The following is a 23,234-nucleotide window of genomic DNA, read 5'->3' on the forward strand; positions in this document are numbered from 1 at the left end:
CTGGGTCCACAGGCATCGACCCGGCCATCACCGGTGAGCCTCCGGAAGAACGGGATCGCGCGTCCTCGTGGCGCGGGTCCTCAGTAGAACCGGACGGGGCAGGCCCGTCACAGCCGCAGGCGAGAGGCCGGGGACCCGTCCCCGGCAAGCGAGGTGGTACCGCGGTGGTGCCCGGCCGGTCCGGGTGGCGTCGTCCTCGTGGCCGTACCGCACCCCCGGGTGCGCGAGACCAGGAGCACCGACCGTGGCGTACCCGCTGCACCGCACCTCCGACGGCACGTCCGCCGGCACTCCCGCGACCGTCCCGCCGAGCCCCGACCTGCCTGCCCTCGAGCAGGACGTGCTGCGGTACTGGGAGACGGACGACACGTTCCGCGCCTCGGTGGCGCTGCGCCCGACGGGCGAGAACGGCGACAACGAGTACGTCTTCTACGACGGCCCGCCGTTCGCCAACGGCCTGCCGCACTACGGCCACCTGCTGACCGGGTACGCCAAGGACGTCGTCCCGCGCTACCAGACGATGCGCGGCAAGCACGTGGAGCGGCGCTTCGGCTGGGACACCCACGGCCTGCCCGCCGAGCTCGAGGCCGAGCGCAGGCTCGGCATCACCGACAAGTCGCAGATCGACGAGATGGGCATCGCCGCGTTCAACGAGGCCTGCCGCGAGTCGGTGCTGACGTACACCAAGGAGTGGGAGGAGTACGTCACCCGGCAGGCGCGCTGGGTCGACTTCGAGAACGACTACAAGACGCTCGACCCGTCCTTCATGGAGTCGGTGATCTGGGCGTTCAAGCAGCTGTACGACAAGGGCCTGGCCTACGAGGGCTACCGCGTCCTGCCGTACTGCTGGCGCGACGAGACGCCGCTGAGCAACCACGAGCTGCGCATGGACGAGGACGTGTACGCCTCGCGCCAGGACCCGGCGATCACCGTCGGGTTCCGCCTGGACTCCGGCGAGCTGCTGCTGATCTGGACGACGACGCCCTGGACGCTGCCGTCCAACCTGGCCGTCGCGGTCGGGCCCGACGTCGAGTACGTCGTCGTCGAGCCGGCCGCCGGGTCGCCGTTCGGCGAGGCGCACCCCGGGGAGCGCGTGGTGCTCGCCGCGGCGCGCCTGGGCGCGTACGCCCGTGAGCTGGGCGACGAGCCGACCGTCGTCGCGCGTCTGACGGGCGCCGACCTCGTGGGCCGGCGCTACACCCCGCCCTTCGACTACTTCGCCGGGCACGAGCACGCGCACCAGGTGCTCGCGGCGGACTTCGTCACCACCGAGGACGGCACCGGCGTCGTGCACCTCGCGCCGGCGTTCGGTGAGGACGACATGGCCGCGTGCGACGCCGCGGGCATCGTGCCGGTGGTGCCGGTCGACTCCAAGGGCCGGTTCACCGCGCAGGTGAGCGACTACGCGGGCACCCAGGTCTTCGAGGCGAACAAGCAGGTCATCGCCGACCTGAAGAACGGCACGGGCCCGCTCGCGCGCGTCGACGCCGCCCACCGCGCCGCCCTGGTGCGCCACGAGACCTACGAGCACTCCTACCCGCACTGCTGGCGCTGCCGGAACCCGCTGATCTACAAGGCGGTGTCCTCGTGGTTCGTGCGGGTCACCGAGTTCAAGGACCGCATGGTCGAGCTCAACCAGGGCATCGAGTGGATCCCGGGCCACATCAAGGACGGCCAGTTCGGCAAGTGGCTCGAGAACGCGCGCGACTGGTCGATCAGCCGCAACCGCTACTGGGGCACGCCCATCCCGGTGTGGGTGAGCGACGACCCGGCGTACCCGCGCGTCGACGTCTACGGCTCGTTCGCCGAGCTCGAGGCCGACTTCGGCCGCGTGCCGACCAACGACGCCGGTGAGCCGGACCTGCACCGGCCCTTCATCGACGACCTCACGCGCCCCAACCCGGACGACCCGACGGGCCGGGCGACGATGCGCCGCATCCCGGACGTGCTCGACGTGTGGTTCGACTCCGGGTCGATGCCGTTCGCGCAGGTGCACTACCCGTTCGAGAACCGCGAGTGGTTCGAGCACCACTACCCGGGCGACTTCATCGTCGAGTACATCGGCCAGACCCGCGGCTGGTTCTACACGCTGCACGTGCTGGCCACGGCGATCTTCGACCGGGCGGCCTTCCGCAACGTCATGTGCCACGGCATCGTGCTCGGCGACGACGGCCGCAAGGCCAGCAAGTCGCTGCGCAACTTCCCCGACCCGGTCCTCATGTGGGACAAGTACGGCTCGGACGCCGTGCGCTGGTCGCTCATGTCCTCCACGATCCTGCGGGGCGGCAACCTCGTCGTCACGGAGGAGGGCATCCGCGACGGCGTGCGTCAGGTGCTGCTGCCGCTGTGGAGCACGTACTACTTCTTCACGCTGTACGCCGGCGCGGCCGACGAGGGCCGTGGGTGCACGGCGCAGCGCGTCACGGCTGAGCGTGCCGCCGGTCTGGCGCCCATGGACCGCTACCTCCTGGCGCGCACCGGGGACCTCGCGACGCGGATGACCGAGCTGCTCGACGCGTACGACGTCCCCGCCGCGTGCGAGGCCGTGCGCGAGCACCTCGACCTGCTGACGAACTGGTACGTGCGCACCCAGCGCGACCGCTTCTGGTCGGAGGACGCCGACGCGTTCGACACGCTGTGGACCGCGCTGGAGACGCTCACGCGCGTCATGGCGCCGCTCGCCCCGCTCGTCACCGAGGAGGTGTGGCGCGGGCTCACCGGTGGGCGCTCCGTGCACCTCACGGACTGGCCCGTGAGCGTGCAGCCGCCGGGCGAGGACGCGCCGGTCCTCCAGGGGGAGGGCGGGTGGTACGCCGTGGCCGGCGGTGGGTACGTCGGCGAGGCGCTCCTCGTCGAGGACCCGGCGCTCGTCACCGCGATGGACGAGGTGCGCGCCGTGGTGTCCTCGGCGCTCGGCCTGCGCAAGGCGCACCAGGTGCGTGTGCGCCAGCCGCTGCGCCGGCTCACGGTCGCGGTGCCGGACCCCGCGGCGCTCGCGCCGTACACCGACCTGCTGGCCGCCGAGCTCAACGTCAAGCACGTCGACGTGGTCGAGGCGGACGCCGCGACCACCGAGCGGTTCGGCATCACGCAGCGGCTCGCGGTCAACGCCCGCGCCGCGGGCCCGCGCCTCGGCAAGGCCGTGCAGCAGGTCATCAAGGGCGCCCGCTCCGGTGCGTGGCGGGTCGACGGCGAGACCGTCGTCGTCACCACCGACGCCGGGGACGTCGCCCTCGAGCCGGCGGAGTACGAGCTGACGACGGTGGTCGGCGAGGGCGCGGGGGCCGACGTGGCCGCCGCCGTCCTGGCCGGCGGCGTGGTCGTCGTCCTCGACCTCGCGCTCGACGACGCGCTGCGCGCCGAGGGGTACGCCCGCGACGTCGTGCGCGCCGTGCAGGACGCGCGCAAGGCGGCAGGTCTGCACGTCACGGACCGCGTGGACCTCACGCTCACGGTCCCGACGGCGCACGTGGCGGACGTCGAGGCGCACCGCGAGTTCGTCGCCGCCGAGACGCTGGCGACGTCCGTGACGATCGAGGCCGCCGACGTGGCCGACGTCGCCGTGAGCGTCGTGCAGGCCGACGCGTGAGCCGCGAGCGAGGTGGCGCGGACCACCTGAAGGACGAGGCCGCACGGGCCGCCCGGGAGGCGGCCGACGAGGTGTACCGCGCGATCCTCTCGCGGGCGCCCGAGCAGGACATCGACCCGTCCCTCGACCGTGTGCGCGACGTGCTGGAGCTGCTGGGGGACCCGCAGCGCGCGTTCCGCACGGTGCACCTGACCGGCACCAACGGCAAGACGTCGACCGCTCGCATGGTGGAGCGGCTGCTGCGTGAGCACGGTCTGCGCACGGGGCGGTTCACCAGCCCGCACCTGACGCGCGTCACCGAGCGCATCAGCATCGACGGTGAGCCGATCAGCGACGAGCGGTTCGTCGAGGTCTGGCAGGACGTCGCGCCGTACGTGCACATGGTCGACCAGCAGCACCTCGAGCGCGGCGGGCAGCGGCTGTCGTTCTTCGAGGTCTTCACCGTCATGGCGTACGCCGCGTTCGCCGACGCGCCCGTCGAGGTCGCGGTCGTCGAGGTGGGTCTCGGCGGCCGCTGGGACGCGACGAACCTCGTCGACGCCGAGGTCGCCGTGATCACGCCGATCGCGATGGACCACGAGCGCTACCTGGGCGACACCCTCGTGGAGATCGCGGGGGAGAAGGTCGGCATCGTCAAGGACGGCGCGACGCTGGTGCTCGCGCACCAGACCGACGACGTCGAGGGCGTCGTGCTGGCCGCGGCGGCCGAGCGCGGTGCGCGGGTCGTGCGTGAGGACGTCGACGTCGCGGTGGTCGACCGGCAGGTCGCCGTCGGCGGGCAGCTCGTCGCGCTGCGCGGGCTGGGCGGCGTGTACACTGACGTGTTCCTGCCGCTGTACGGCGAGCACCAGGCGCACAACGCGCTGCTCGCGCTCGTCGCCACGGAGGCGCTGCTCACCGGTGGCGCGGCGCTCGACGGTGCGGTCGTGGAGGCGGCGTTCGCGGACGTGACGTCACCGGGCCGGCTCGAGGTCGTGCGGTCGAGCCCGACCGTGCTCGTCGACGCCGCGCACAATCCCGCGGGCGCCGAGGCGCTGGTCGACGCGGTCACGGAGGCGTTCGAGTTCACGCGCCTCGTGGGCGTGGTGGGCGTCATGGCGGACAAGGACCCCGAGGGGATCCTGGCGGCGCTCGAGCCGTTGCTGGCCGAGGTCGTCGTCACGCAGGCGTCGACGTCCCGGGCGCTGGACGTCGACGACCTGGCCGAGATCGCGGTCGACGTGTTCGGCGAGGACCGCGTGCACGTCGCGGCACGCCTGCCCGACGCGATCGACCAGGCCGTGCAGCGCGCCGAGAGCGAGGCGGAGCACGGTGCCGGCGTAATCGTGACGGGCTCGGTGCTGCTCGTCGCCGAGGCGCGCATCCTGCTCGGCCGGGAGTGACGCACGGCGCGGTGGCACGGTTTCACCCTCCGCTGCCACCGCGCCGGGGTGTCCCCTTCGCCCGGTCTGTCCCTATTCTCGTCGCGTGCGCACCTGCGCACCGACATGCCGGGGGGCAGATATGGGCGTCATCATCCGAGCGACCGTCGCGGTCGCGACCGTCGCGGTCACGGTTCTCACGAGCGGGGCGGCGCCGACGCCCTCGCCCGGTACGGTGCGCTGCGGCGCGACGCTGACGAGCTCGACGACACTGACCGCTGACCTCGTGTGCCGGAACTCGGACGTCGGCCTGCGGCTCGCCGAGGGGGTCGTCCTCGACCTCGGGGGCTTCTCGCTCGTCGGGCCGGGGCGGGGTTTCGGGACTGCTGTGACCGGCGGCTACACGCCGACCGTGCGCAACGGCACGATCCGCGGGTGGAACACGGGGGTCATGAGCGAAGAGGCCGACGGGGGCGGCGCGATCTCGCACGTCCTGGTGACCAACACGCGGCTGGCCATCGGCAGCAGCCTCGGCGGGACGGCGACCGTCGAGTCCTCGACCCTGCGCGGCAACGACTACGGCATCACCACGTTCCAGTCCACCGCGACCGTGACCGACTCGGTCCTCCGCGACAACGGGAGCGCGGTGGTCGTCGGCTCGGACTACACCACCGTCCGTGTGCAGCGCTCCACCCTCAGGGGCAACGACATCGCGGTCGACTGCGAGGGCGGGTCCCTGACCGTCGAGAGTGCGCGCCTGGTCGAGAACGGGACCGGGGTGCGCGTCGACCCGTTCATGTGCGGCGCGGACGTCGTCGACAGCACGGTGAGCCGCAACGAGGTCGGGGTGTCGTCGTCGAGCACCTTCCCCGAGGGCCTCGGCCTGCTCCTCGAGCGGAACGTGTTCCGCGACAACACGGTGGCCGTCGACCTGCAGTGGTCTGCGACCGTGAACGACAACGAGTTCCGCGGCAACGCGACCGCGCTGCGCACCCGGACCTCGACGGACCCGCAGTGGGGCCCGGTGGTCGTCCGCGTGACGGCCAACGACTTCCGCCGCAACGGGGACGCCGTCGTCATCGACGGTCTCTCGGAGCTCGGCAGCAACACCGCCGTGCGCAACACCGGCGTCGGCATCTCGGCGCCCGGGGCGACCGACCTCGGGGGCAACGTCGCCTGGGGCAACGGCGTCGAGCCGCAGTGCGTGGGCGTCGTGTGCGCGGGCCGGCCGGGGGCCTGATCCGGCAGGTCCCGCGGGGCGGCAGACCTCAGGGAGGACGCGAGTGAAGAAGCTCGTCAACGACCCGCAGGACGTCGTCGCCGAGTCGCTCGAGGGCTTCGGCCTGGCCCACGCGGACGTGGTGCGGGTGCACACCGAGCCGCTGTTCGTCACCCGGGTCGGCGGCGCCGTGCCCGGCAAGGTCGGGCTCGTCAGCGGCGGTGGCGGCCACGAGCCGCTGCGCACCGGTGCTGGCGGAGTTCGTCGTCACGCAGGCGTCGACGTCCCGAGCGCTGGACGTCGACGACCTGGCCGAGATCGCGGGATCGGTGCTGCTCGTCGCCGCGGCGCGCATCCTGCTCCGCCGGGACTGACGCGCGGCGCGGTGGCACGGTTTCACCCTCCGCTGCCACCGCGCCGGGGTGTCCCCTTCGCCCGGTCTGTCCCTATTCTCGTCGCGTGCGCACCTGCGCACCGACATGCCGGGGGGCAGACATGGGCGTCATCATCCGAGCGACCGTCGCAGTCGCGACCGTCGCGGTCACGGTTCTCACGAGCGGGGCGGCGCCGACGCCCTCGCCCGGTACGGTGCGCTGCGGCGCGACGCTCACCAGCTCGACGACCCTGACCCGCGACCTGGTGTGCCGCAACGGTGACGTGGGGCTGCGGCTCGTGGACGGCGTCGTCCTCGACCTCGGGGGCCACGCGCTGGTCGGGCCGGGACGAGGGCTCGGGAAGGCGGTCACCGGGGGCTCCACCCCCACGGTGCGCAACGGCACGATCCGCGGGTGGGACGCCGGGGTGCTGAGCGAGGAGCCCGACGGCGGCGGTGCGATCTCCCACGTCGTCGTGACCGACACTCGGGTCGCGATCGCCGGCGGGCTGGGCGGGCAGATCACCGTCGAGTCCTCGACCCTGCGCGGCAACGACACCGGCGTCGCGACGTTCATGTCGCCCGCGGTGATCACCGACTCGGTGCTCCGGGACAACGGGACCGCGGTCCACGCGGCGGCGGACTACTCCGACGTCCGGGTCCTGCGCTCGACCGTCACCGGCAACGAGGTCGGCGTGTACTGCAACGGCGGGAACGTGGACGTCGAGCGTTCACGCCTGGTCGAGAACGGGACCGCGCTGCGTCAGGAGACGTGGCAGTGCGGTGCACGCCTCGCGGACAGCACGGTGGCCCGCAACGAGGTCGGCGTCTGGTCCGCCTCCCACTGGCTGGACGACGGCGGGGACTTCGGCCCGACGATCGAACGGAACGTGTTCCGCGACAACACCTGGGCCGTGGACACGCACTCCTCCGCCACGGTCACGGGCAACGAGTTCCGGGGCAACGCCACGGCGCTGCGCTCGCGCACTGCGACGGGCGGGGACGCCGAGCCCCTGATCCGCGTCGCGGCCAACGACTTCCGCACCAACGGGGACGCGGTGCGGGTCGTCGGGCGCTCGGAGCTGAGGGACAACACCGCGGTCCGCAACTCCGGCGTCGGCATCGACGCGCCCGGGGCGACCGACCTCGGGGGCAACGTCGCCTGGGGCAACGGCGTCGAGCCGCAGTGCGTCGGCGTCGTGTGCGCGGGCCGGCCGGGGGCCTGATCCGGCCGGTCCCGCAGGGCCGCGGGACCTGCCGCGGGAGGTCCGCGGCAGGTCGCCGGGGGGTCGGCTGCGGCGCGACGGGCGGGGTCCGGCTTGACGGCCGTTCCGGCGCGCCGGAAGGTGGGCACTGCGAGCGGCGACGTCGCCGGCGGGCGGCCCGCGCCGCCGCGCCCCGCGGGGCCGACCTCAGGGAGGACGCGAGTGAAGAAGCTCATCAACGACCCGCAGGACGTCGTCGCCGAGTCGCTCGAGGGCTTCGCCCTGGCCCACCCGGACGTGGTGCAGGTGCACACCGACCCGCTGTTCGTCACCCGGGCCGGCGGCGCCGTGCCCGGCAAGGTCGGGCTGGTCAGCGGCGGCGGCGCCGGTCACGAGCCGCTGCACACCGGGTTCGTCGGCGTCGGCATGCTCGACGCCGCGGTGCCCGGGGCGGTCTTCACGTCACCGACCCCGGACCAGATCGCCCCGGCGATCGCGGCCGCCGACGGTGGCGCGGGCGTCCTGACGATCGTCAAGAACTACACGGGCGACGTGCTGAACTTCGAGACGGCCGCCGAGCTCGCCGACGCCGACGGCATCACGGTGCGGCAGGTCGTCGTCAACGACGACGTCGCCGTCGAGGACTCGCTGTACACGGCGGGCCGGCGCGGCGTGGCGGGAACCGTGGCGGTCGAGAAGATCGCCGGGGCCGCGGCGGAGCGCGGCGACGACCTCGACGCCGTCGCCGCCGTGGCCCAGCGGGTCGTCGACAACGTCCGCACGATGGGCCTGGCACTCACGGCGTGCACGGTGCCGCACGTCGGCGGTCCCAGCTTCGACCTCGGCGACGACGAGATCGAGATCGGCATCGGCATCCACGGCGAGCCGGGGCGGCACCGCGTGGGCCTGGAGTCCGCGGACGCGCTCACCGAGAAGCTGCTGACGCCCGTGGTCGACGACCTCGGCCTCACGGGCGGGGAGCAGGCCCTGCTGCTCGTCAACGGGATGGGAGGCACGCCGCTCTCGGAGCTGTACGTCGTCTATCGTCGGGCACGCGCGCTGCTCGCGGCGCGCGGGGTCGCGGTGACCCGCTCTCTCGTCGGCAACTACGTGACGTCGCTCGACATGCAGGGCGTGTCGGTCACGGTCCTGCGCCTGGACGACGAGCTGACGGCGCTGTGGGACGCGCCCGTGCGCACCACCGCACTGCGGTGGTGACGGACGTGCGCGACGGATCAGGGAGGCGGTGCGGATGACGCTGGACGCGGCGTGGGCCGTCGACTGGACGCGGCGGAGCGCGGCGAGCGTCGCCGAGCACCGGGACGAGCTGGTCGAGCTCGACCGCCAGATCGGTGACGGGGACCACGGGGAGAATCTGAGTCGCGGCTTCCGCGCCGTCGTGGCCAAGCTCGACGCCCTCGACCCGCCGCCCGCGACGGTGGGCGACGTGCTGCGCATCGTCGCCACCACGCTCATGTCGACCGTCGGGGGTGCCGCCGGCCCTCTCTACGGCACGGCGTACCTGCGCGCCTCGAAGTCCGGGACCGCGACCGAGCTGGGCCCCGACGGTGTCGTCGCGCTGCTGGAGGCCGCGCTCGACGGCATCGTGACGCGCGGCAAGGCGACCGTCGGGGAGAAGACGATGGTCGACGCGTGGACGGCCGCGGTGGCCGCTGCCGTGGACGCCGCCGACCACGGGGCACCCCCGTCGCAGGTGCTCGCCGCGGCGGCGCGCGGCGCGCAGGAGGGCGCCCGGTCGACCGTGCCGCTCGTCGCCACCAAGGGGCGCGCCAGCTACCTGGGTGAGCGGTCCGCCGGGCACCTCGACCCCGGTGCGCGGTCGAGCGAGCTGATCCTCGCCGCCGCCGCCGAGGCCGCCGCGGACGCGGACTGACGGACGGGACCGCCGCCGCCCGCCAAGGTGTGCGGCGCACGACAGCGCGGCGCGGACGTCGCGGGGAAGGGGACCGCGTGGCGGACCAGGTGGCTCCGGTGGCGCTCGTGCTCGTGTCGCACTCGCGAGCGCTCGCGGAGGGGACGGCGCAGGTCGCCGCCCAGATGGCTCCGGGCGTGCTGATCGTGCCCGCGGGCGGGACGGACGACGACGGACTGGGCACGAGCTTCGACCGGGTGGACGCCGCCCTCGGGGAGGCGACGGCCGGCGGCCGCGGTGCCGTGGTCCTCACCGACCTCGGGTCCGCGGTCCTCACGACCGAGTCGGTGCTCGAGCTCGCCGATCCGGAGGTGGCCACGCGGGTCCGCATCGCCGACGCACCCTTCGTCGAGGGCGCCGTCGCGGCGGCCGTGACGGCCCACGGGGGCGCCGACCTCGCGACGGTCCTCGACTCCGCCCAGGCGGCCGGCACGACCTTCGGGGCCCCGCAGGTCCCGGGCCGTGGCTCCGGGGACGCGGCCGCGCCGACCGCTCCGGACGGTGCGGCGCATGCCACCGTCACGCTGCGCAACCCGCTCGGCCTGCACGCGCGGCCGGCGGCCCTCATCGTGCGGATGCTCGCCTCGTTCGACGCGAAGGTCCAGGTGGACGGCGTGAACGCGGCGAGCGTGCTGGACCTGATGAAGCTCGGCGCCGTCAAGGGCGACGTGCTGACGATCACCGCGCAGGGCCCGCAGGCGTCCGAGGCGGTGGAGCGGCTGGTGGCCGACGTCGAGAGCGGGTTCGGCGAGCTGCCACCGGCGTGAGCGCGTCGGCGCAGGGACGTGTCCGGCGCCTCCGGGCACGTCCGGGGCGGGCGGCGCCCGCGGCTAGCCTGGGGCGATGAGCACGCAGCCGCCGGCCCCGCCGCGACCGAAGCGTCCGGCGAAGCCGCAGTTCACGCAGGCGACCCTGATGCTCGAGGCGTTCCTCGTCGGCTTCGCGACCCTCGTCGCGTACGGGCTGCGCGTCGCGCCCCCCGCGACGGTGTGGACGCTGGGCGGTGTGACGTGCGTCGTGCTCCTGCTGCTCTCCGGCTACGTGGGGCGGCCCGGGGGGTACGTCGCCGGGACGCTCGCGCAGGTCGCCGTCCTCGGGTTCGGCGTGCTGGTGCCCATGATGTTCGCCGTCGGCGGTGTGTTCGTCGTGCTGTGGCTGGTCGCGCTGCGGCTGGGCGGCAGGATCGACCGCGAGCGCGCGGAGTGGGACGCGGCGCACCCCGCCGGCTGACGCCCGCGCCGCTCTTCCGTCGCCGCTAAGGTGGCGGCCATGCCCGACGCACCCCTCCCGCAGCGCACCCTCGTCCTCGTCAAGCCGGACGGCGTCCGGCGCGGACACGTCGGCGAGGTCCTGCGCCGCATCGAGGCGAAGGGCTACACGCTCGTCGCCCTCGAGCTCCGCCAGGCCGACGAGGCGCTGCTCACCGAGCACTACGCCGAGCACGCCGGCAAGCCGTTCGTCCAGGCGCTCGTCGACTTCATGCGCTCGGGCCCGGTGGTCGCCGCGGTCGTCGAGGGCCACCGCGTGATCGAGGGCTTCCGCTCCCTCGCCGGTGCCACCGACCCGACGGTCGCGGCGCCCGGCACCATCCGCGGCGACCTGGCCCGGGACTGGGGCACCCGGCTCATCGAGAACATCGTGCACGGCTCGGACGGCGAGGAGTCGGCCGCCCGCGAGATCGCGCTCTGGTTCCCCGGCCTCTGAGGACCCGCTGCCGGCCCGCGCCGCGCACACGCCCGGACGCCCGGGCCTGCGCGGCGCCGGGCCGTGCGTTGCCTAGGCTGCCGGTGTGCACCTCAAGACCCTGACCCTGCGCGGGTTCAAGTCGTTCGCCTCGGCGACGACGCTGAGCTTCGAGCCGGGGATCACGTGCGTCGTCGGACCGAACGGGTCCGGCAAGTCCAACGTCGTGGACGCGCTCGCCTGGGTGATGGGGGAGCAGGGCGCCAAGTCGCTGCGCGGCGGCAAGATGGAGGACGTCATCTTCGCCGGCACGTCCGGCCGCCCCCCGCTGGGCCGGGCGGAGGTGTCGCTGACGATCGACAACGCCGACGGCGCGCTGCCGATCGAGTACTCCGAGGTCACGATCTCGCGGACGCTCTTCCGCAACGGCGGCTCCGAGTACGCGATCAACGGCCGTGGCTGCCGGCTCCTGGACATCCAGGACCTGCTGTCGGACTCCGGCCTGGGCCGCGAGATGCACGTCATCGTCGGGCAGGGGCAGCTCGACGCGGTGCTGCGCGCGACGCCCGAGGAGCGCCGCGGTTTCATCGAGGAGGCCGCGGGCGTCCTCAAGCACCGCAAGCGCAAGGAGAAGGCGCTGCGCAAGCTGGACTCGATGCAGGGCAACCTGACGCGCCTGGGGGACCTCACCGCCGAGATCCGCCGCCAGCTCGGTCCGCTCGGGCGGCAGGCCGAGGTGGCGCGCAAGGCCGCCGTGGTGCAGGCGGACCTGCGCGACGCGCGCGCCCGCCTGCTCGCCGACGACCTCGCCCAGCTGCGGGCCCGGCTCGAGCAGGAGATCGCCGACGAGTCCGCCGTGCGCGAGCGGCGCGAGCAGGTGGAGGCCGACCTGGCCGAGGCCCGCGGCAGGCTGGGCGCGCTCGAGCAGGAGGCGGCGCAGGCCGCACCCGCCGTCAGCGAGGCCGGCGAGGTCTGGTACCGGCTGTCGTCGCTGCGCGAGCGTGTGCGCGGCACGGTGTCGCTCGCCGCGGACCGCGCGCGGCTGCTCGGCGCCGTGAGCACCGAGCGCAGCGGCGGGCCGGACCCCGACGACCTCGCCGCCCAGGCGCAGCGCGTGCGCACGGCCGAGGCCGAGCTGGCGGCCGAGGTCGACCTCGCACGTGCCGCCGTCGAGGCGGCGGCGGTGGCGCGGCAGGAGGCCGAGGCGGCCGCGACGGCCGCCGAGCGCGCGCTGGCGGACCTGCAGCGCAGCGCGGCGGACCGCCGTGAGGGCGTCGCGCGGCTCGCCGGGCAGGTGGCTGCCCGACGCAGCCGCGTCGAGGCGACCGAGGCGGAGATCGGGCGCCTGCGGGCGAGCCTGGCCGCCGCCGAGGAGCGCGCGCGCGAGGCCACGACGCAGTTCACCGTGCTCGAGACGCAGGTCGCGGGCGTCGAGGAGGGGGAGGAAGGGCTCGACGCGGAGCACGAGGCCGCCGCCGAGGCGCTGGACGCGGCGACGGTCCGCGTCGCCGAGCTCGAGGACCAGCTGCGTGCGGCCGAGCGGGAGCGGGACCAGCAGTCGTCGCGCGCCGAGACGCTCGAGATGTCGCTGGACCGCAAGGACGGCGCGGGCGCGCTGCTCGCCGCGGAGGGCCTGCCGGGCGTCATCGGGTCGGTCGCGGCGCTGCTGAGCGTCGAGCCGCGCGACGAGGAGGCGGTGGTCGCGGCGCTCGGTGCCGTCGCGGACGCGGTCGCCGTCGAGTCGGTCGACGCGGCCGTGGACGCGATCCGGCACCTGCGCACCGAGGACGCGGGCCGCGCGACGCTCATGGTGGCGGGTGCGGGGACCGTCACCGCCGTGGACCTGCCGCCCGGCGTGGACCGCGCCGTCGACCTCGTGCAGGCGCCGGCCGTCGTGCAGGACGCCGTGCGGGCGCTGCTCGCCGACGTCGTCGTGGTCGACGACCTCGCGGCCGCGCGGCCGCTGGTCGCGGCGCACCCGCACCTCGTCGTGGCGACCCGGACCGGTGACGTGCTGTGCCGCTTCCGGGCGTCGGGCGGCTCGGCCTCGGCACCGAGCGCGCTGCACCTGCAGGCTGCGCTCGACACGGCCCGTGCCACCGCCGCGACGGCGACCTCGACGGCCGAGCGGCTGCGCTTCGAGCTGGCGACGGCACGCGAGACCCGCGACGCCGCGCAGGCGGACGTCGACGCGACGCTCGAGCGGCTCAACGAGTCCGACGCGGCGCTCGCCGCCGTCGCCGAGCAGCTCGGCCACCTCGGGTCCGCGGCGCGTGCGGCACGCGCCGAGGCGGAGCGTGTGCAGCGCTCGCTGGACGCCGCGGGGACCACCCTGGCCGAGGACCACGCGACCCTCGCCGAGCTGACCCAGCGTCTGGCCGCGGCCCAGGACGCGCCGGAGGACACCGAGGCGGCCGTCGAGCAGGCCACGGCCCGCCGCGACGCCGCCGCGGCGGCGGCGACCGCCGCACGGGGACGCGAGACTGAGGCGCGGCTGACGCTGCGCACCGGGGAGGAGCGGGCGCGCGCCCTCGCCGGCCGCGCCGAGTCGCTCGAGCGTGCGGCGGCCGCCGAGCGGTCGGCGCGCGAGAAGGCCGCCCGCCGCGAGCAGGAGCGAGCAAGCCAGGCAGCCGTGGCCCGCGCGGTGCACACCGGGGCCGCGTACGCCGGCACCCTGCTCGACCGCGCACTGCGACGGGCGACGGACGAGCGCGACGCCGCGGAGGCCGCGCGGACCGAGCGGGACGCCGCGCTGTCCGCCGTGCGGGCCCGGGGTGGACGTGCTGGCACGCGACCTGGCCGAGCTGACCGACGTCGCGCACAAGGACGAGGTCGCGCGCGCGGAGCAGCGGCTGCGCGTCGAGCAGCTCGAGACGCGCGCCGTCGAGGAGCTCGGGCTGGACCCGCAGGTCCTGCTCGACGAGTTCGGCCCGCACCGCGACGTGCCCGTGGTGCCCGTCCCCGGGACGGAGCCCGACGAGGACGCGCCCACGGCCGTGCCCTACGTGCGCGCCGAGCAGGAGAAGCGTCTGCGCGCCGCCGAGCGCGGCCTCGCGCTGCTCGGCCGGGTGAACCCGCTGGCGCTCGAGGAGTTCGCCGCGCTCGAGGAGCGGCACCAGTTCCTCGTCGAGCAGCTCGCGGACCTCAAGAGGTCGCGGGCGGACCTCCTGGAGATCGTCAAGGACATCGACCAGCGCGTGGAGCAGGTCTTCTCGGACGCCTACCGCGACACCGCGGCGGCGTTCGACGTCGTCTTCCCGCGGCTGTTCCCCGGGGGCGAGGGCCGCCTGGTGCTCACCGACCCCGACGACATGCTGACGACGGGGATCGAGATCGAGGCGCGTCCGGCGGGCAAGAAGGTCAAGCGCCTGTCGCTGCTGTCGGGTGGGGAGCGCTCGCTGACGGCCGTCGCGCTGCTCGTCGCGATCTTTTCAAGGCACGGCCGAGCCCGTTCTACGTGATGGACGAGGTCGAGGCCGCCCTCGACGACGCGAACCTGGGGCGTCTGCTGGAGATCTTCCGTGAGCTCCAGGACGACTCCCAGCTGATCGTCGTCACGCACCAGAAGCGCACGATGGAGATCGCCGACGCCCTGTACGGCGTCACGATGCGCGGCGACGGGGTGACGACGGTCATCAGCCAGCGGATGGCCCAGGACGTACCCGCCTGAGCGTGCCGAGGAGCACCGCGTCACCCGGGTGACGCGGTGTGAAGGTTGTGCGCGGGTTCGCCCGGCGTGCGGCGGGTGGGCGGGCGGGGTGCGCCGAGCCGTCCGAGAATGAGGGCGTGGCCATCGTGATCTGGATCCTCGTCGCACTGCTCGCTGCCGCGGCGGTGTTCCTCGTCGTGCCCCCGAGCACGCAGGGCGCCGGCCCGCTGACGTCGTTCCGCCGGGCGTGGCGCGGCCGCAAGCACCCCGACGCCGAGCAGGCGGAGGCGGCGCGTGCCGCCGCCGCGGAGCCCGTCGACCTCTCGCTCGCCGACTTCCTGCGCGCCACCGCGTCGGAGGGTGACGGCTACCTGCACCCCGAGGAGCTGGCGGAGGACCTGCGGCTCGCGCGCGAGCGGGCCACGCACGTCCTGCGTCCGCGCCGTGACGCCGCCGAGGCGCACGGCACGACGCGCTGAGGCGCGGCTGACCTCCCGGGTCGCCGTCCGGTCCCGACGCCCGACACACTGTCCGCGTGGACTTCAACGACCTCCTGCCCTTCCTGATCGGTGCGCCCGTGCTCGCCGCGGGTGCCGTCGCCGCCGTGCAGGTGCGCCGCCGTCGCACGCACACCCCGCCCCCGCCCGCCGCTGACGAGGTGCCCACCGGCCCGACGGGCTCCGGCACCGCGGTGGCCGAGCACCCGGGTGCCGTGGCGACGCCGGACGTCACGCCCGTGCCGACGCCGGACGTCGTGCACGTGCCCGAGGACCTCGCGGCGCCGCCGCTGGAGACGCCCGCGCCCACCGCCGGGCGCCTGCGCCGGCTGCGCGACCGGCTCGCGCGGTCGGGGTCGCCGCTGGGGACCCGCCTGCTGGGCGTGCTCTCGCGCGACCACCTCACCGAGGACGACTGGGACGAGCTGGAGGAGACGCTCCTGCTCGCCGACGTCGGCGCCGGCCCGACGGACGAGCTGATCGACGCGCTGCGCACCCGCGTGCGCGTGGAGGGTCTGCGGGACGGCGAGCAGGCCCGCGCGGTGCTCCGCGAGCAGCTGCTGGCGCTCGTCGACCCGTCCCTCGACCGGACGCTGCGGACGACGCCGACCACGGGGGAGGACGGGCAGCGGCTGCCCGCCGTCGTGCTGGTGGTCGGCGTCAACGGCACCGGCAAGACGACGACGGTCGGCAAGCTCGCCCGCGTCCTGGTCGCCGACGGCAGCAGCGTCGTCCTCGGTGCCGCCGACACGTTCCGGGCCGCGGCCGCGGACCAGCTCCAGACATGGGGCTCGCGCGTGGGTGTGCCCACGGTGCGCTCGGACCGCGACGGCGCGGACCCGGCGGCCGTGGCCTTCGACGCCGTGCGCACCGGCGTGACGGACGGTGCGGACGTCGTCCTGGTGGACACGGCCGGGCGGCTGCAGAACAAGGCCGGCCTGATGGACGAGCTCGGCAAGATCACGCGGGTCATCACGCGCACCGCACCGCTGTCCGAGGTGCTGCTCGTGCTCGACGCGACCACCGGGCAGAACGGGCTCAACCAGGCGCGCGTCTTCGCCGAGGTGGCCGGCGTCACCGGCATCGTGCTGACCAAGCTCGACGGCACCGCCAAGGGCGGCATCGTCGTGGCGGTGCAGCGCGAGCTCGGCGTGCCCGTCAAGCTCGTCGGCCTCGGCGAGGGGCCGGACGACCTGGCGCCGTTCGACCCCGAGGCGTTCGTCGACGGGCTGCTGCAGGGCTGACCCGCCGGCCGGCGGAGCGACGCCGCGTCCCGGGCGTGCCCACGCACCGGGACGCGGCGTCCTGCGCACTGGACATACGCCCAGCACGAAACCCAACGTTTACGCGGCGGGGTCGGCTGTCACACGTGCGTAACCGGCGTGCCGGTCCTGCGAAACCACCTCGCTCCACAGTTGTCCCCGTCCGGCCGCCCGGCTGGCGAGGGGAGTGCAGACATGGAGTGGGACACCGGAGCCGCAGCCTGGATGCTGACGTCAGCATCCCTCGTGCTCCTGATGACGCCAGGACTGGCGTTCTTCTACGGGGGCATGGTCAGGGGCAAGTCGGTCCTGAACATGATGATGATGTCGTTCGGCGCCATCGGCGTGGTCGCCGTCATCTACGTGCTGTGGGGCTGGTCGATGTCGTACGGCTCGAGCGTCGCCGGGGTCTTCGGCAACCCGTTCGACCAGTTCGGCCTCAGCGGCACGATGTTCGACGCGGCCGGTGAGGCGGTCGCCAGCCCGCTCGGCAACTACCCGCAGGTGATCGACGTCGCCTTCCAGGTGACGTTCGCGATCATCACGGTCGCGCTGATCAGCGGTGCGCTGGCCGACCGGACGAAGTTCGGGACGTGGCTCGCGTTCGTCGCCGTCTGGGTGACGGTCGGCTACTTCCCGATGGCGCACATGGTGTGGGGCGGCGGCCAGCTGTCCGGCGCCGAGGGCTCGATCGCCGCCGCGATGTTCGGCACCACGGACGGCGTCGCGAACACCACGCCGATCGACTTCGCCGGTGGCACGGTCGTCCACATCAACGCCGGTGTCGCCGCCCTCGTGCTGGCGCTCATCGTCGGCAAGCGCAAGGGCTTCGGCACCGAGGCGATGCGCCCGCACAACCTGCCGTTCGTCATGCTCGGTGCCGCCCTGCTGTGGTTCGGCTGGTTCGGCTTCAACGCCGGCTCGGCGTTCGGCGCGAACGAGACCGCAGGCCTCGCGTGGGTCAACACGACGACCTGCACCGCCGCGGCGATGCTCGCGTGGCTGCTGACGGAGAAGTTCCGTGACGGGCACGCGACGTCGCTCGGTGCCGCCTCGGGCATCGTCGCGGGTCTGGTCGCCATCACGCCGGCCGCCGGTGCGCTGCGCCCCGTGACGTCGATCATCCTCGGTGTCGTCGCCGGTGTGCTCTGCGCCCTGGCCGTGGGTCTGAAGTACAAGTTCGGCTACGACGACTCGCTCGACGTCGTCGGTGTCCACCTCGTCGGCGGTCTCGTCGGTACCGTGATGATCGGCTTCCTCGCCGCCGACACGGGTCTGTTCTTCGGTGGTGGCGCCAACCAGCTGATCATCCAGATCGTGATCGCGCTCGTGGCGATCGTCTTCTCCGGCCTGGTGACGCTGGTGATCGGTCTCATTCTCAAGGCCACGCTCGGTTGGCGCGTGTCGCAGGACGCCGAGGTCGGTGGCATCGACCTGGCGGTCCACGGCGAGACGGCGTACGAGAACCTGGGCGGCGCCCGTGTCGTGTCGGAGGTGAAGTGATGACGAAGCTCGTGACGGCGGTCATCCAGCCGCACAGGCTGGACGACGTGAAGTCGGCTCTCGAGGCTGCCGGGGTCCGCGGACTGACGGTCAGCGAGGCCAGCGGCTACGGCCGGCAGAAGGGCCACACCGAGGTCTACCGCGGTGCGGAGTACACGGTGGACCTGGTGCCCAAGGTCAGGATCGACGTGCTCGTCGCGGACGAGGACGTGGCCGGGGTCACCGAGGTGATCGTCCAGGCGGCGCAGACCGGCAAGATCGGCGACGGCAAGGTCTGGGTCGTCCCGGTCGAGGACGTGGCTCGCGTCCGCACCGGTGAGCACGGCGACGACGCGCTCTAGGTCGCAGCCACCACATGACGACCGAGCGGCCGCCCGCGGGGGGCGCGGCCGGGTCGCCGCAGCAGCCGCAGGTCCCGTACCCCGCCGGGGTGCGGGACCTGCGTGCTGCCCGGCTCGACCTGGCCGCACGGATGATGGGTCCGGACAGCGACGGCGTGGCACGCCGCCGCGCGATCGCCGACCTCGTGGTCGGCGCGCTCGCGCGTCTCTGGACCGAGGCGACGGAGGGTCGCGACGTGCACGGCGTCGCGCTCGGCGTCGTGGGAAGCGTGGGCCGCGGCGACGCGAGCCCGGTGTCCGACCTCGACCTGCTGTTGGTGCACGAGGGCCGGGGCCGCTCGCCCGAGGAGCTCGCCGGGCTCGCCGAGCGCCTGTGGTACCCGATCTGGGACGCCGGCCTCGACCTCGACCACTCGGTGCGCTCGCTCGCCCAGTGCCGCCAGGTCGCGTCGAAGGACCTGCCGGCGGCGGTCGGCCTGCTCGAGCTGCAGCCCGTCGCGGGTGACGGCATGGTCGTCGCCCGCGCCACGTCGGCGCTGCTCGCGGACTGGCGGTCGGCGGCACGCCGCCGCCTGCCCGAGCTGCTCGCGTCGACGCGCCAGCGCGCGGACCGGCACGGTGAGCTCGCGTACCTCATCGAGCCCGACCTCAAGGAGGCGCGCGGCGGCATCAGGGACGCCGTCGTGCTGTCGGCCCTCGCGGCGACGTGGCTCACCGACCGGCCGCACGGCGCGGTCGACCACGCGTACGCGCACCTGCTCGACGTGCGGGACGCCGTCCAGGTCGTGACCCGCCGCCACACGAACCGTCTGCTCCAGGCCGACCAGGACGAGGTCGCGGCGCTCGTCGGCTTCGACGACCGCGACGACCTGCTCGCGTCCATCGCCGAGGCCGGCCGTGTCATCTCCTACGCGCTGGACACGACGGCGCGCAACGCGCGCCAGGCGCTGCAGCGTCCCGCCCGGGCGCCCATGCTCGTGCGCGGGCGGCGCACGCCGCCCCGGCTGCGCACGATCGCCGAGGGCCTCGTGGAGCACGACGGCGAGATCGTCCTGGCCGTCGACGCCCGTCCCGCCGAGGACCCCGTGCTGTCCCTGCGCGCCGCCGCGACGGCGACGCGCACGGGGCTGGTCCTGTCACCCGTGACGGTCGCGAGCCTCGAGGCCACGCCACCGCTGCCGACCCCGTGGCCCCGTGCCGCCCGCCAGCAGCTGCTGCACCTGCTCGGCTCCGGCCCGGCGCAGGTGCCGGTGTGGGAGGCGCTGGACCTCGCGGGCGTGGCGACGACGTGGATCCCCGAGTGGGCGGGGGTGCGCAACCGCCCGCAGCGCTCCGCCATCCACCGGCACACGGTGGACCGCCACCTCGTGGAGACCGTCGCGCGCGCGGGCCGTGACCGCCGTGCCGTCGAGGCGCCGGACACGCTGCTGCTCGCCGCGCTCCTGCACGACATCGGCAAGCGGGCCGGGGCGGGCGACCACTCGGTCGAGGGTGCCCGGATCGCCGGGCCGATCGTGGCGCGCATGGGCTTCGGGCCGCAGGTCGTCGCGGACGTGACGCGTCTGGTCCGGGAGCACCTCACGCTCGCGGAGCTCGCCACGACGGCCGACCCGCAGGACCCGGCGACCGTCACGCGGCTGCTCGACGCCGTGGACCACCGCGCGGACCTGCTGGTGCTGCTGCGCGCGCTCACGGAGGCGGACGCGTCCGCGGCGGGCCCGTCGGCGTGGACCGCGTGGCGCGCGCGGCTCGTCGACGACCTGGCCGCCCGGGCCGGCGGGGTGTTGGCGGGTACCCTGGGACGTCCGTAGCCGTCCCTCCGAGCATCCCGAGGCCCAGCTTGTTCGCCACCCTCTCCGACCGTCTCACGTCGACGTTCAAGAACCTGCGTGCGAAGGGTCGCCTGTCCGAGGCGGACATCGACGCGACGATCCGCGAGATCCGCCGCGCGCTCCTCGACGCCGACGTCGCCGTCCCGGTCGTCCGGCAGTTCACCGGCGCCGTGCGCGAGCGCGCGCTGTCGGCCGAGGTGTCGGGCGCGCTGAACCCCGCGCAGCAGGTCGTCAAGATCGTCAACGACGAGCTCGTCGCGATCCTGGGCGGGCAGACGCGGAACCTCGCGTTCGCCAAGCAGCCGCCGACCGTGATCATGCTCGCCGGCCTCCAGGGCGCGGGCAAGACCACGCTCGCGGGCAAGCTGGCGCTGTGGCTGCGCGAGCAGGGGCACACGCCGCTCCTGGTCGCCGCCGACCTGCAGCGCCCCAACGCCGTCACGCAGCTGCAGGTCGTCGGTGAGCGCGCGGGCGTGCCCGTGTACGCGCCGCACCCCGGCAACCAGGGCGCCGACGACGTGCTGCCCACCGGCGCGGACCCCGTCGCGGTCGCGCGCTCCGGCCTGGAGACGGCACGGCAGAAGCAGCACGACGTGGTCGTCGTCGACACGGCCGGCCGCCTCGGCGTCGACGCCGAGCTCATGGCGCAGGCGTCGGACATCCGTGCCGCCGTCGACCCGGACGAGGTCCTGTTCGTCGTCGACGCGATGATCGGCCAGGACGCGGTCACGACCGCGCAGGCGTTCGCCGACGGCGTCGGGTTCACCGGCGTCGTGCTGTCCAAGCTCGACGGCGACGCGCGCGGTGGTGCGGCCCTGTCGATCGCGAGCGTCACCGGTCGTCCGATCATGTTCGCGTCCACGGGCGAGAAGCTCACCGACTTCGAGGTGTTCCACCCCGACCGCATGGCGTCGCGGATCCTCGACATGGGCGACGTGCTCACGCTCATCGAGCAGGCCGAGAAGGCGTTCGACGCCGACGAGGCCGAGAAGATGGCCGGCAAGCTCGTCTCCGGCCAGGACTTCACGCTCGAGGACTTCCTCGTGCAGATGCAGCAGCTGAAGAACATGGGCTCGATCAAGAAGATGTTCGGGATGCTGCCGGGCATGGGCCAGATGCGCGAGGCGCTGGAGAACTTCGACGAGCGGGAGGTCGACCGCATCGAGGCGATCATCCGCTCGATGACGCCCGGCGAGCGCCAGAACCCGAAGATCATCAACGGGTCGCGCCGCGCCCGCATCGCCCGCGGCTCGGGCACCACGACGAGCGAGATCAACCAGCTGCTCGAGCGCTTCGAGGGCGCCCGCAAGATGATGCGCCAGATGGCCAAGGGCGGCGGCATGCCCGGCGGGATGCCCGGCATGGGCAACCTGCCCGGCATGGGGGGCAAGAAGTCGCGCGGCAAGCAGGCGCCCGCCAAGCGCGCCAAGGGCGCACGGTCGGGCAACCCCGCCAAGCGCGCGGAGCAGGAGCGCGCGGCGGCGGCACGTGCCGCCGGCGAGGGGCCCGCGGCGCCTGCGGGATCGGCGTTCGGCCTCGCCGGCCGGGACGCGGCCGCCGACCCGGCGGCGTTCGACCCGACGGACCTGCCGGCGGGCCTGGGTGACCTGTTCAAGGGCCGCTGACCCCGCGTGATCACCCACCTGCGCGGCACGGTCGTCGTCGACGACGAGCAGGAGGTGGGCGAGGCCTGGGTCGTGGGTGACCGGCTCACGCTCGAGCGGCCCGCCGGCGTGCCCGACGTCGTGCTGCAGGGCTGGGTGCTGCCCGGCCTGGTCGACGTGCACTGCCACGTCGGCCTGGCCGCCGACGGGCCCGTGGACGACGCGACCGCCGAGGCGCAGGCGCTGGCCGACCGCGACGCCGGCGTCCTGCTCGTGCGCGACGCGGGCTCACCCGCCGACACGCGGTGGGTGGACGGTCGGCCCGACCTGCCGCGGCTCCTGCGGGCCGGCCGGCACCTCGCCCTGCCGAAGCGCTACCTGCGCCACTACGGGCGCGAGCTGGCCGACCCGTCGCAGCTGCCGCAGGCGGTGCGGCAGGAGGCGGCCCGCGGCGACGGCTGGGTGAAGGTCGTCGCCGACTGGATCGACCGTGGCCTGGGTGCCGACGGCGACCTGCGACCGCTGTGGCCGGCCGACGTGCTCGCGGCCGCCGTCGCCGCGGCGCACGAAGCGGGCGCCCGCGTCACGGCCCACACGTTCAGCCACGAGGCGCTCGACGGCCTGCTGGACGCGGGGGTCGACTGCCTCGAGCACGCGACCGGGGCGACGCGCGAGCACATCGAGCGGATCGCGGCGGCGGGCGTGCCGGTGACGGCGACGCTGCTGCAGGTCGGGCAGTTCGAGGCGATCGCGGCGCAGGGCGAGGCCCGGTACCCGCGGTTCGCGGCCCGCATGCGCGCGATGCACGCCCGCCGGTACGACCACGTGCGCGACCTGCACGACGCGGGCGTCCGGGTCCTGGTCGGCACCGACGCCGGGGGCACGATCGGGCACGGGCGCATCGCCGACGAGGCCGCGGAGATGGCCAGGGCCGGGATCCCGGTGCGCGACGTGGTCGCGGCCGCGTCGTGGCGGACCCGGGCGTGGCTGGGGGTGCCCGGCGTCGCGGAGGGCGCGAGCGCGGACGTGGTCGTCTACGCGACGGATCCGCGCACGGACGTCGCCGCGCTGGTCACCCCGCGGGCCGTGGTGCTGCGCGGGGTGCGGGTGCGCTGACCCCGCAGTCACAAGGCCCGTCACGCCGGCGGTGCCGCGCAGCGGGCTGGTTGGTCCGCCCTCGTGC

The 23,234-nt window shown here is 74.5% G+C and carries 18 protein-coding genes and 1 pseudogene; all 19 read left to right on the forward strand.

The genetic code is table 11. From position 1 onward, the window contains the following. Positions 1–244: 244 nt before the first annotated feature. The 19 genes and pseudogenes from ileS to NP075_RS07530 all read left to right on the forward strand — a co-directional run bounded on the left by ileS (position 245) and on the right by NP075_RS07530 (position 23,167). The gene (gene ileS / locus NP075_RS07440; protein ID WP_227565118.1) at positions 245–3,589 is read left to right on the forward strand and encodes an isoleucine--tRNA ligase; all 3,345 of its coding nucleotides are present in this window, start codon (positions 245–247) and stop codon (positions 3,587–3,589) included. After that, entirely contained in the window at positions 3,586–4,971 is a 1,386-nt protein-coding gene (locus NP075_RS07445; RefSeq protein WP_227565117.1) for a bifunctional folylpolyglutamate synthase/dihydrofolate synthase, read from the forward strand. The genes ileS and NP075_RS07445 overlap by 4 nt, the downstream gene beginning before the upstream one ends. A gap of 121 nt (positions 4,972–5,092) precedes the next feature. Then, entirely contained in the window at positions 5,093–6,190 is a 1,098-nt protein-coding gene (locus NP075_RS07450) for a right-handed parallel beta-helix repeat-containing protein (RefSeq protein ID WP_227565116.1), read from the forward strand. A gap of 43 nt (positions 6,191–6,233) precedes the next feature. After that, positions 6,234–6,431, forward strand: a pseudogene (locus NP075_RS07455) (dihydroxyacetone kinase subunit DhaK); the annotation flags it as partial. Next, positions 6,391–6,543 (forward strand): hypothetical protein, encoded by a 153-nt coding sequence (locus NP075_RS07460; RefSeq protein ID WP_227565134.1) that lies wholly within the window; start codon positions 6,391–6,393, stop codon positions 6,541–6,543. The pseudogene NP075_RS07455 and the gene NP075_RS07460, both read left to right, overlap by 41 nt. 121 nt (positions 6,544–6,664) lie before the next feature. Further along, positions 6,665–7,768: a right-handed parallel beta-helix repeat-containing protein gene (locus NP075_RS07465; protein ID WP_227565133.1), complete on the forward strand. Its 1,104-nt coding sequence runs from the start codon at positions 6,665–6,667 to the stop codon at positions 7,766–7,768. Between the two features lie 201 nt (positions 7,769–7,969). Further along, complete coding sequence (gene dhaK, locus NP075_RS07470; protein ID WP_227565115.1) at positions 7,970–8,965, forward strand: dihydroxyacetone kinase subunit DhaK; 996 nt, start codon at positions 7,970–7,972, stop codon at positions 8,963–8,965. A gap of 34 nt (positions 8,966–8,999) precedes the next feature. Further along, the gene (gene dhaL / locus NP075_RS07475; protein WP_227565114.1) at positions 9,000–9,641 is read left to right on the forward strand and encodes a dihydroxyacetone kinase subunit DhaL; all 642 of its coding nucleotides are present in this window, start codon (positions 9,000–9,002) and stop codon (positions 9,639–9,641) included. Between the two features lie 77 nt (positions 9,642–9,718). After that, positions 9,719–10,447, forward strand: a complete 729-nt coding sequence (gene dhaM, locus NP075_RS07480; protein WP_227565113.1) for a dihydroxyacetone kinase phosphoryl donor subunit DhaM — start codon at positions 9,719–9,721, stop codon at positions 10,445–10,447. A gap of 76 nt (positions 10,448–10,523) precedes the next feature. After that, a complete protein-coding gene (locus tag NP075_RS07485; protein WP_227565112.1) occupies positions 10,524–10,910 on the forward strand; it encodes a DUF4233 domain-containing protein in 387 nt (128 codons plus the stop codon). A gap of 39 nt (positions 10,911–10,949) precedes the next feature. After that, a complete protein-coding gene (gene ndk, locus NP075_RS07490) occupies positions 10,950–11,384 on the forward strand; it encodes a nucleoside-diphosphate kinase (protein WP_227565111.1) in 435 nt (144 codons plus the stop codon). An 85-nt stretch (positions 11,385–11,469) separates the two neighbouring features. Beyond that, the gene (gene smc / locus NP075_RS07495; RefSeq protein ID WP_256791676.1) at positions 11,470–15,033 is read left to right on the forward strand and encodes a chromosome segregation protein SMC; all 3,564 of its coding nucleotides are present in this window, start codon (positions 11,470–11,472) and stop codon (positions 15,031–15,033) included. Between the two features lie 116 nt (positions 15,034–15,149). Then, positions 15,150–15,491 (forward strand): hypothetical protein, encoded by a 342-nt coding sequence (locus NP075_RS07500; protein WP_227565109.1) that lies wholly within the window; start codon positions 15,150–15,152, stop codon positions 15,489–15,491. 56 nt (positions 15,492–15,547) lie between these two features. After that, the gene (gene ftsY / locus NP075_RS07505) at positions 15,548–16,753 is read left to right on the forward strand and encodes a signal recognition particle-docking protein FtsY (protein ID WP_250788344.1); all 1,206 of its coding nucleotides are present in this window, start codon (positions 15,548–15,550) and stop codon (positions 16,751–16,753) included. A 213-nt stretch (positions 16,754–16,966) separates the two neighbouring features. Continuing rightward, complete coding sequence (locus tag NP075_RS07510; protein WP_227565107.1) at positions 16,967–18,274, forward strand: ammonium transporter; 1,308 nt, start codon at positions 16,967–16,969, stop codon at positions 18,272–18,274. Continuing rightward, positions 18,274–18,615 (forward strand): P-II family nitrogen regulator, encoded by a 342-nt coding sequence (locus NP075_RS07515; protein ID WP_208197615.1) that lies wholly within the window; start codon positions 18,274–18,276, stop codon positions 18,613–18,615. The genes NP075_RS07510 and NP075_RS07515 overlap by 1 nt, the downstream gene beginning before the upstream one ends. A 14-nt stretch (positions 18,616–18,629) precedes the next feature. Then, positions 18,630–20,426 carry a [protein-PII] uridylyltransferase gene (locus NP075_RS07520; protein ID WP_227565106.1) on the forward strand — a complete coding sequence of 599 codons (1,797 nt, stop codon included), beginning with the start codon at positions 18,630–18,632 and terminating at the stop codon, positions 20,424–20,426. Positions 20,427–20,455: 29 nt separating this feature from the next. Further along, a complete protein-coding gene (gene ffh, locus NP075_RS07525) occupies positions 20,456–22,072 on the forward strand; it encodes a signal recognition particle protein (RefSeq protein ID WP_227565105.1) in 1,617 nt (538 codons plus the stop codon). A gap of 6 nt (positions 22,073–22,078) precedes the next feature. Continuing rightward, on the forward strand, positions 22,079–23,167 hold the full coding sequence (locus NP075_RS07530) for an amidohydrolase family protein (RefSeq protein WP_227565104.1): 1,089 nt from the start codon (positions 22,079–22,081) through the stop codon (positions 23,165–23,167). Positions 23,168–23,234: the final 67 nt, after the last annotated feature.

This window comes from Cellulomonas wangsupingiae (genome assembly GCF_024508275.1).
Classification (GTDB): Bacteria; Actinomycetota; Actinomycetes; order Actinomycetales; family Cellulomonadaceae; genus Cellulomonas; species Cellulomonas wangsupingiae.

Excerpts from the sequence above, each read along its gene's own strand:
- NP075_RS07485 (WP_227565112.1), top strand. The coding sequence starts at position 10,524 with ATGAGCACGCAGCCGCCGGCCCCGCCGCGACCGAAGCGTCCGGCGAAG.
- ndk (WP_227565111.1), top strand. The coding sequence starts at position 10,950 with ATGCCCGACGCACCCCTCCCGCAGCGCACCCTCGTCCTCGTCAAGCCG.
- dhaL (WP_227565114.1), top strand. The coding sequence starts at position 9,000 with ATGACGCTGGACGCGGCGTGGGCCGTCGACTGGACGCGGCGGAGCGCG.
- NP075_RS07450 (WP_227565116.1), top strand. The coding sequence starts at position 5,093 with ATGGGCGTCATCATCCGAGCGACCGTCGCGGTCGCGACCGTCGCGGTC.
- NP075_RS07465 (WP_227565133.1), top strand. The coding sequence starts at position 6,665 with ATGGGCGTCATCATCCGAGCGACCGTCGCAGTCGCGACCGTCGCGGTC.
- NP075_RS07515 (WP_208197615.1), top strand. The coding sequence starts at position 18,274 with ATGACGAAGCTCGTGACGGCGGTCATCCAGCCGCACAGGCTGGACGAC.
- NP075_RS07510 (WP_227565107.1), top strand. The coding sequence starts at position 16,967 with ATGGAGTGGGACACCGGAGCCGCAGCCTGGATGCTGACGTCAGCATCC.
- NP075_RS07520 (WP_227565106.1), top strand. The coding sequence starts at position 18,630 with ATGACGACCGAGCGGCCGCCCGCGGGGGGCGCGGCCGGGTCGCCGCAG.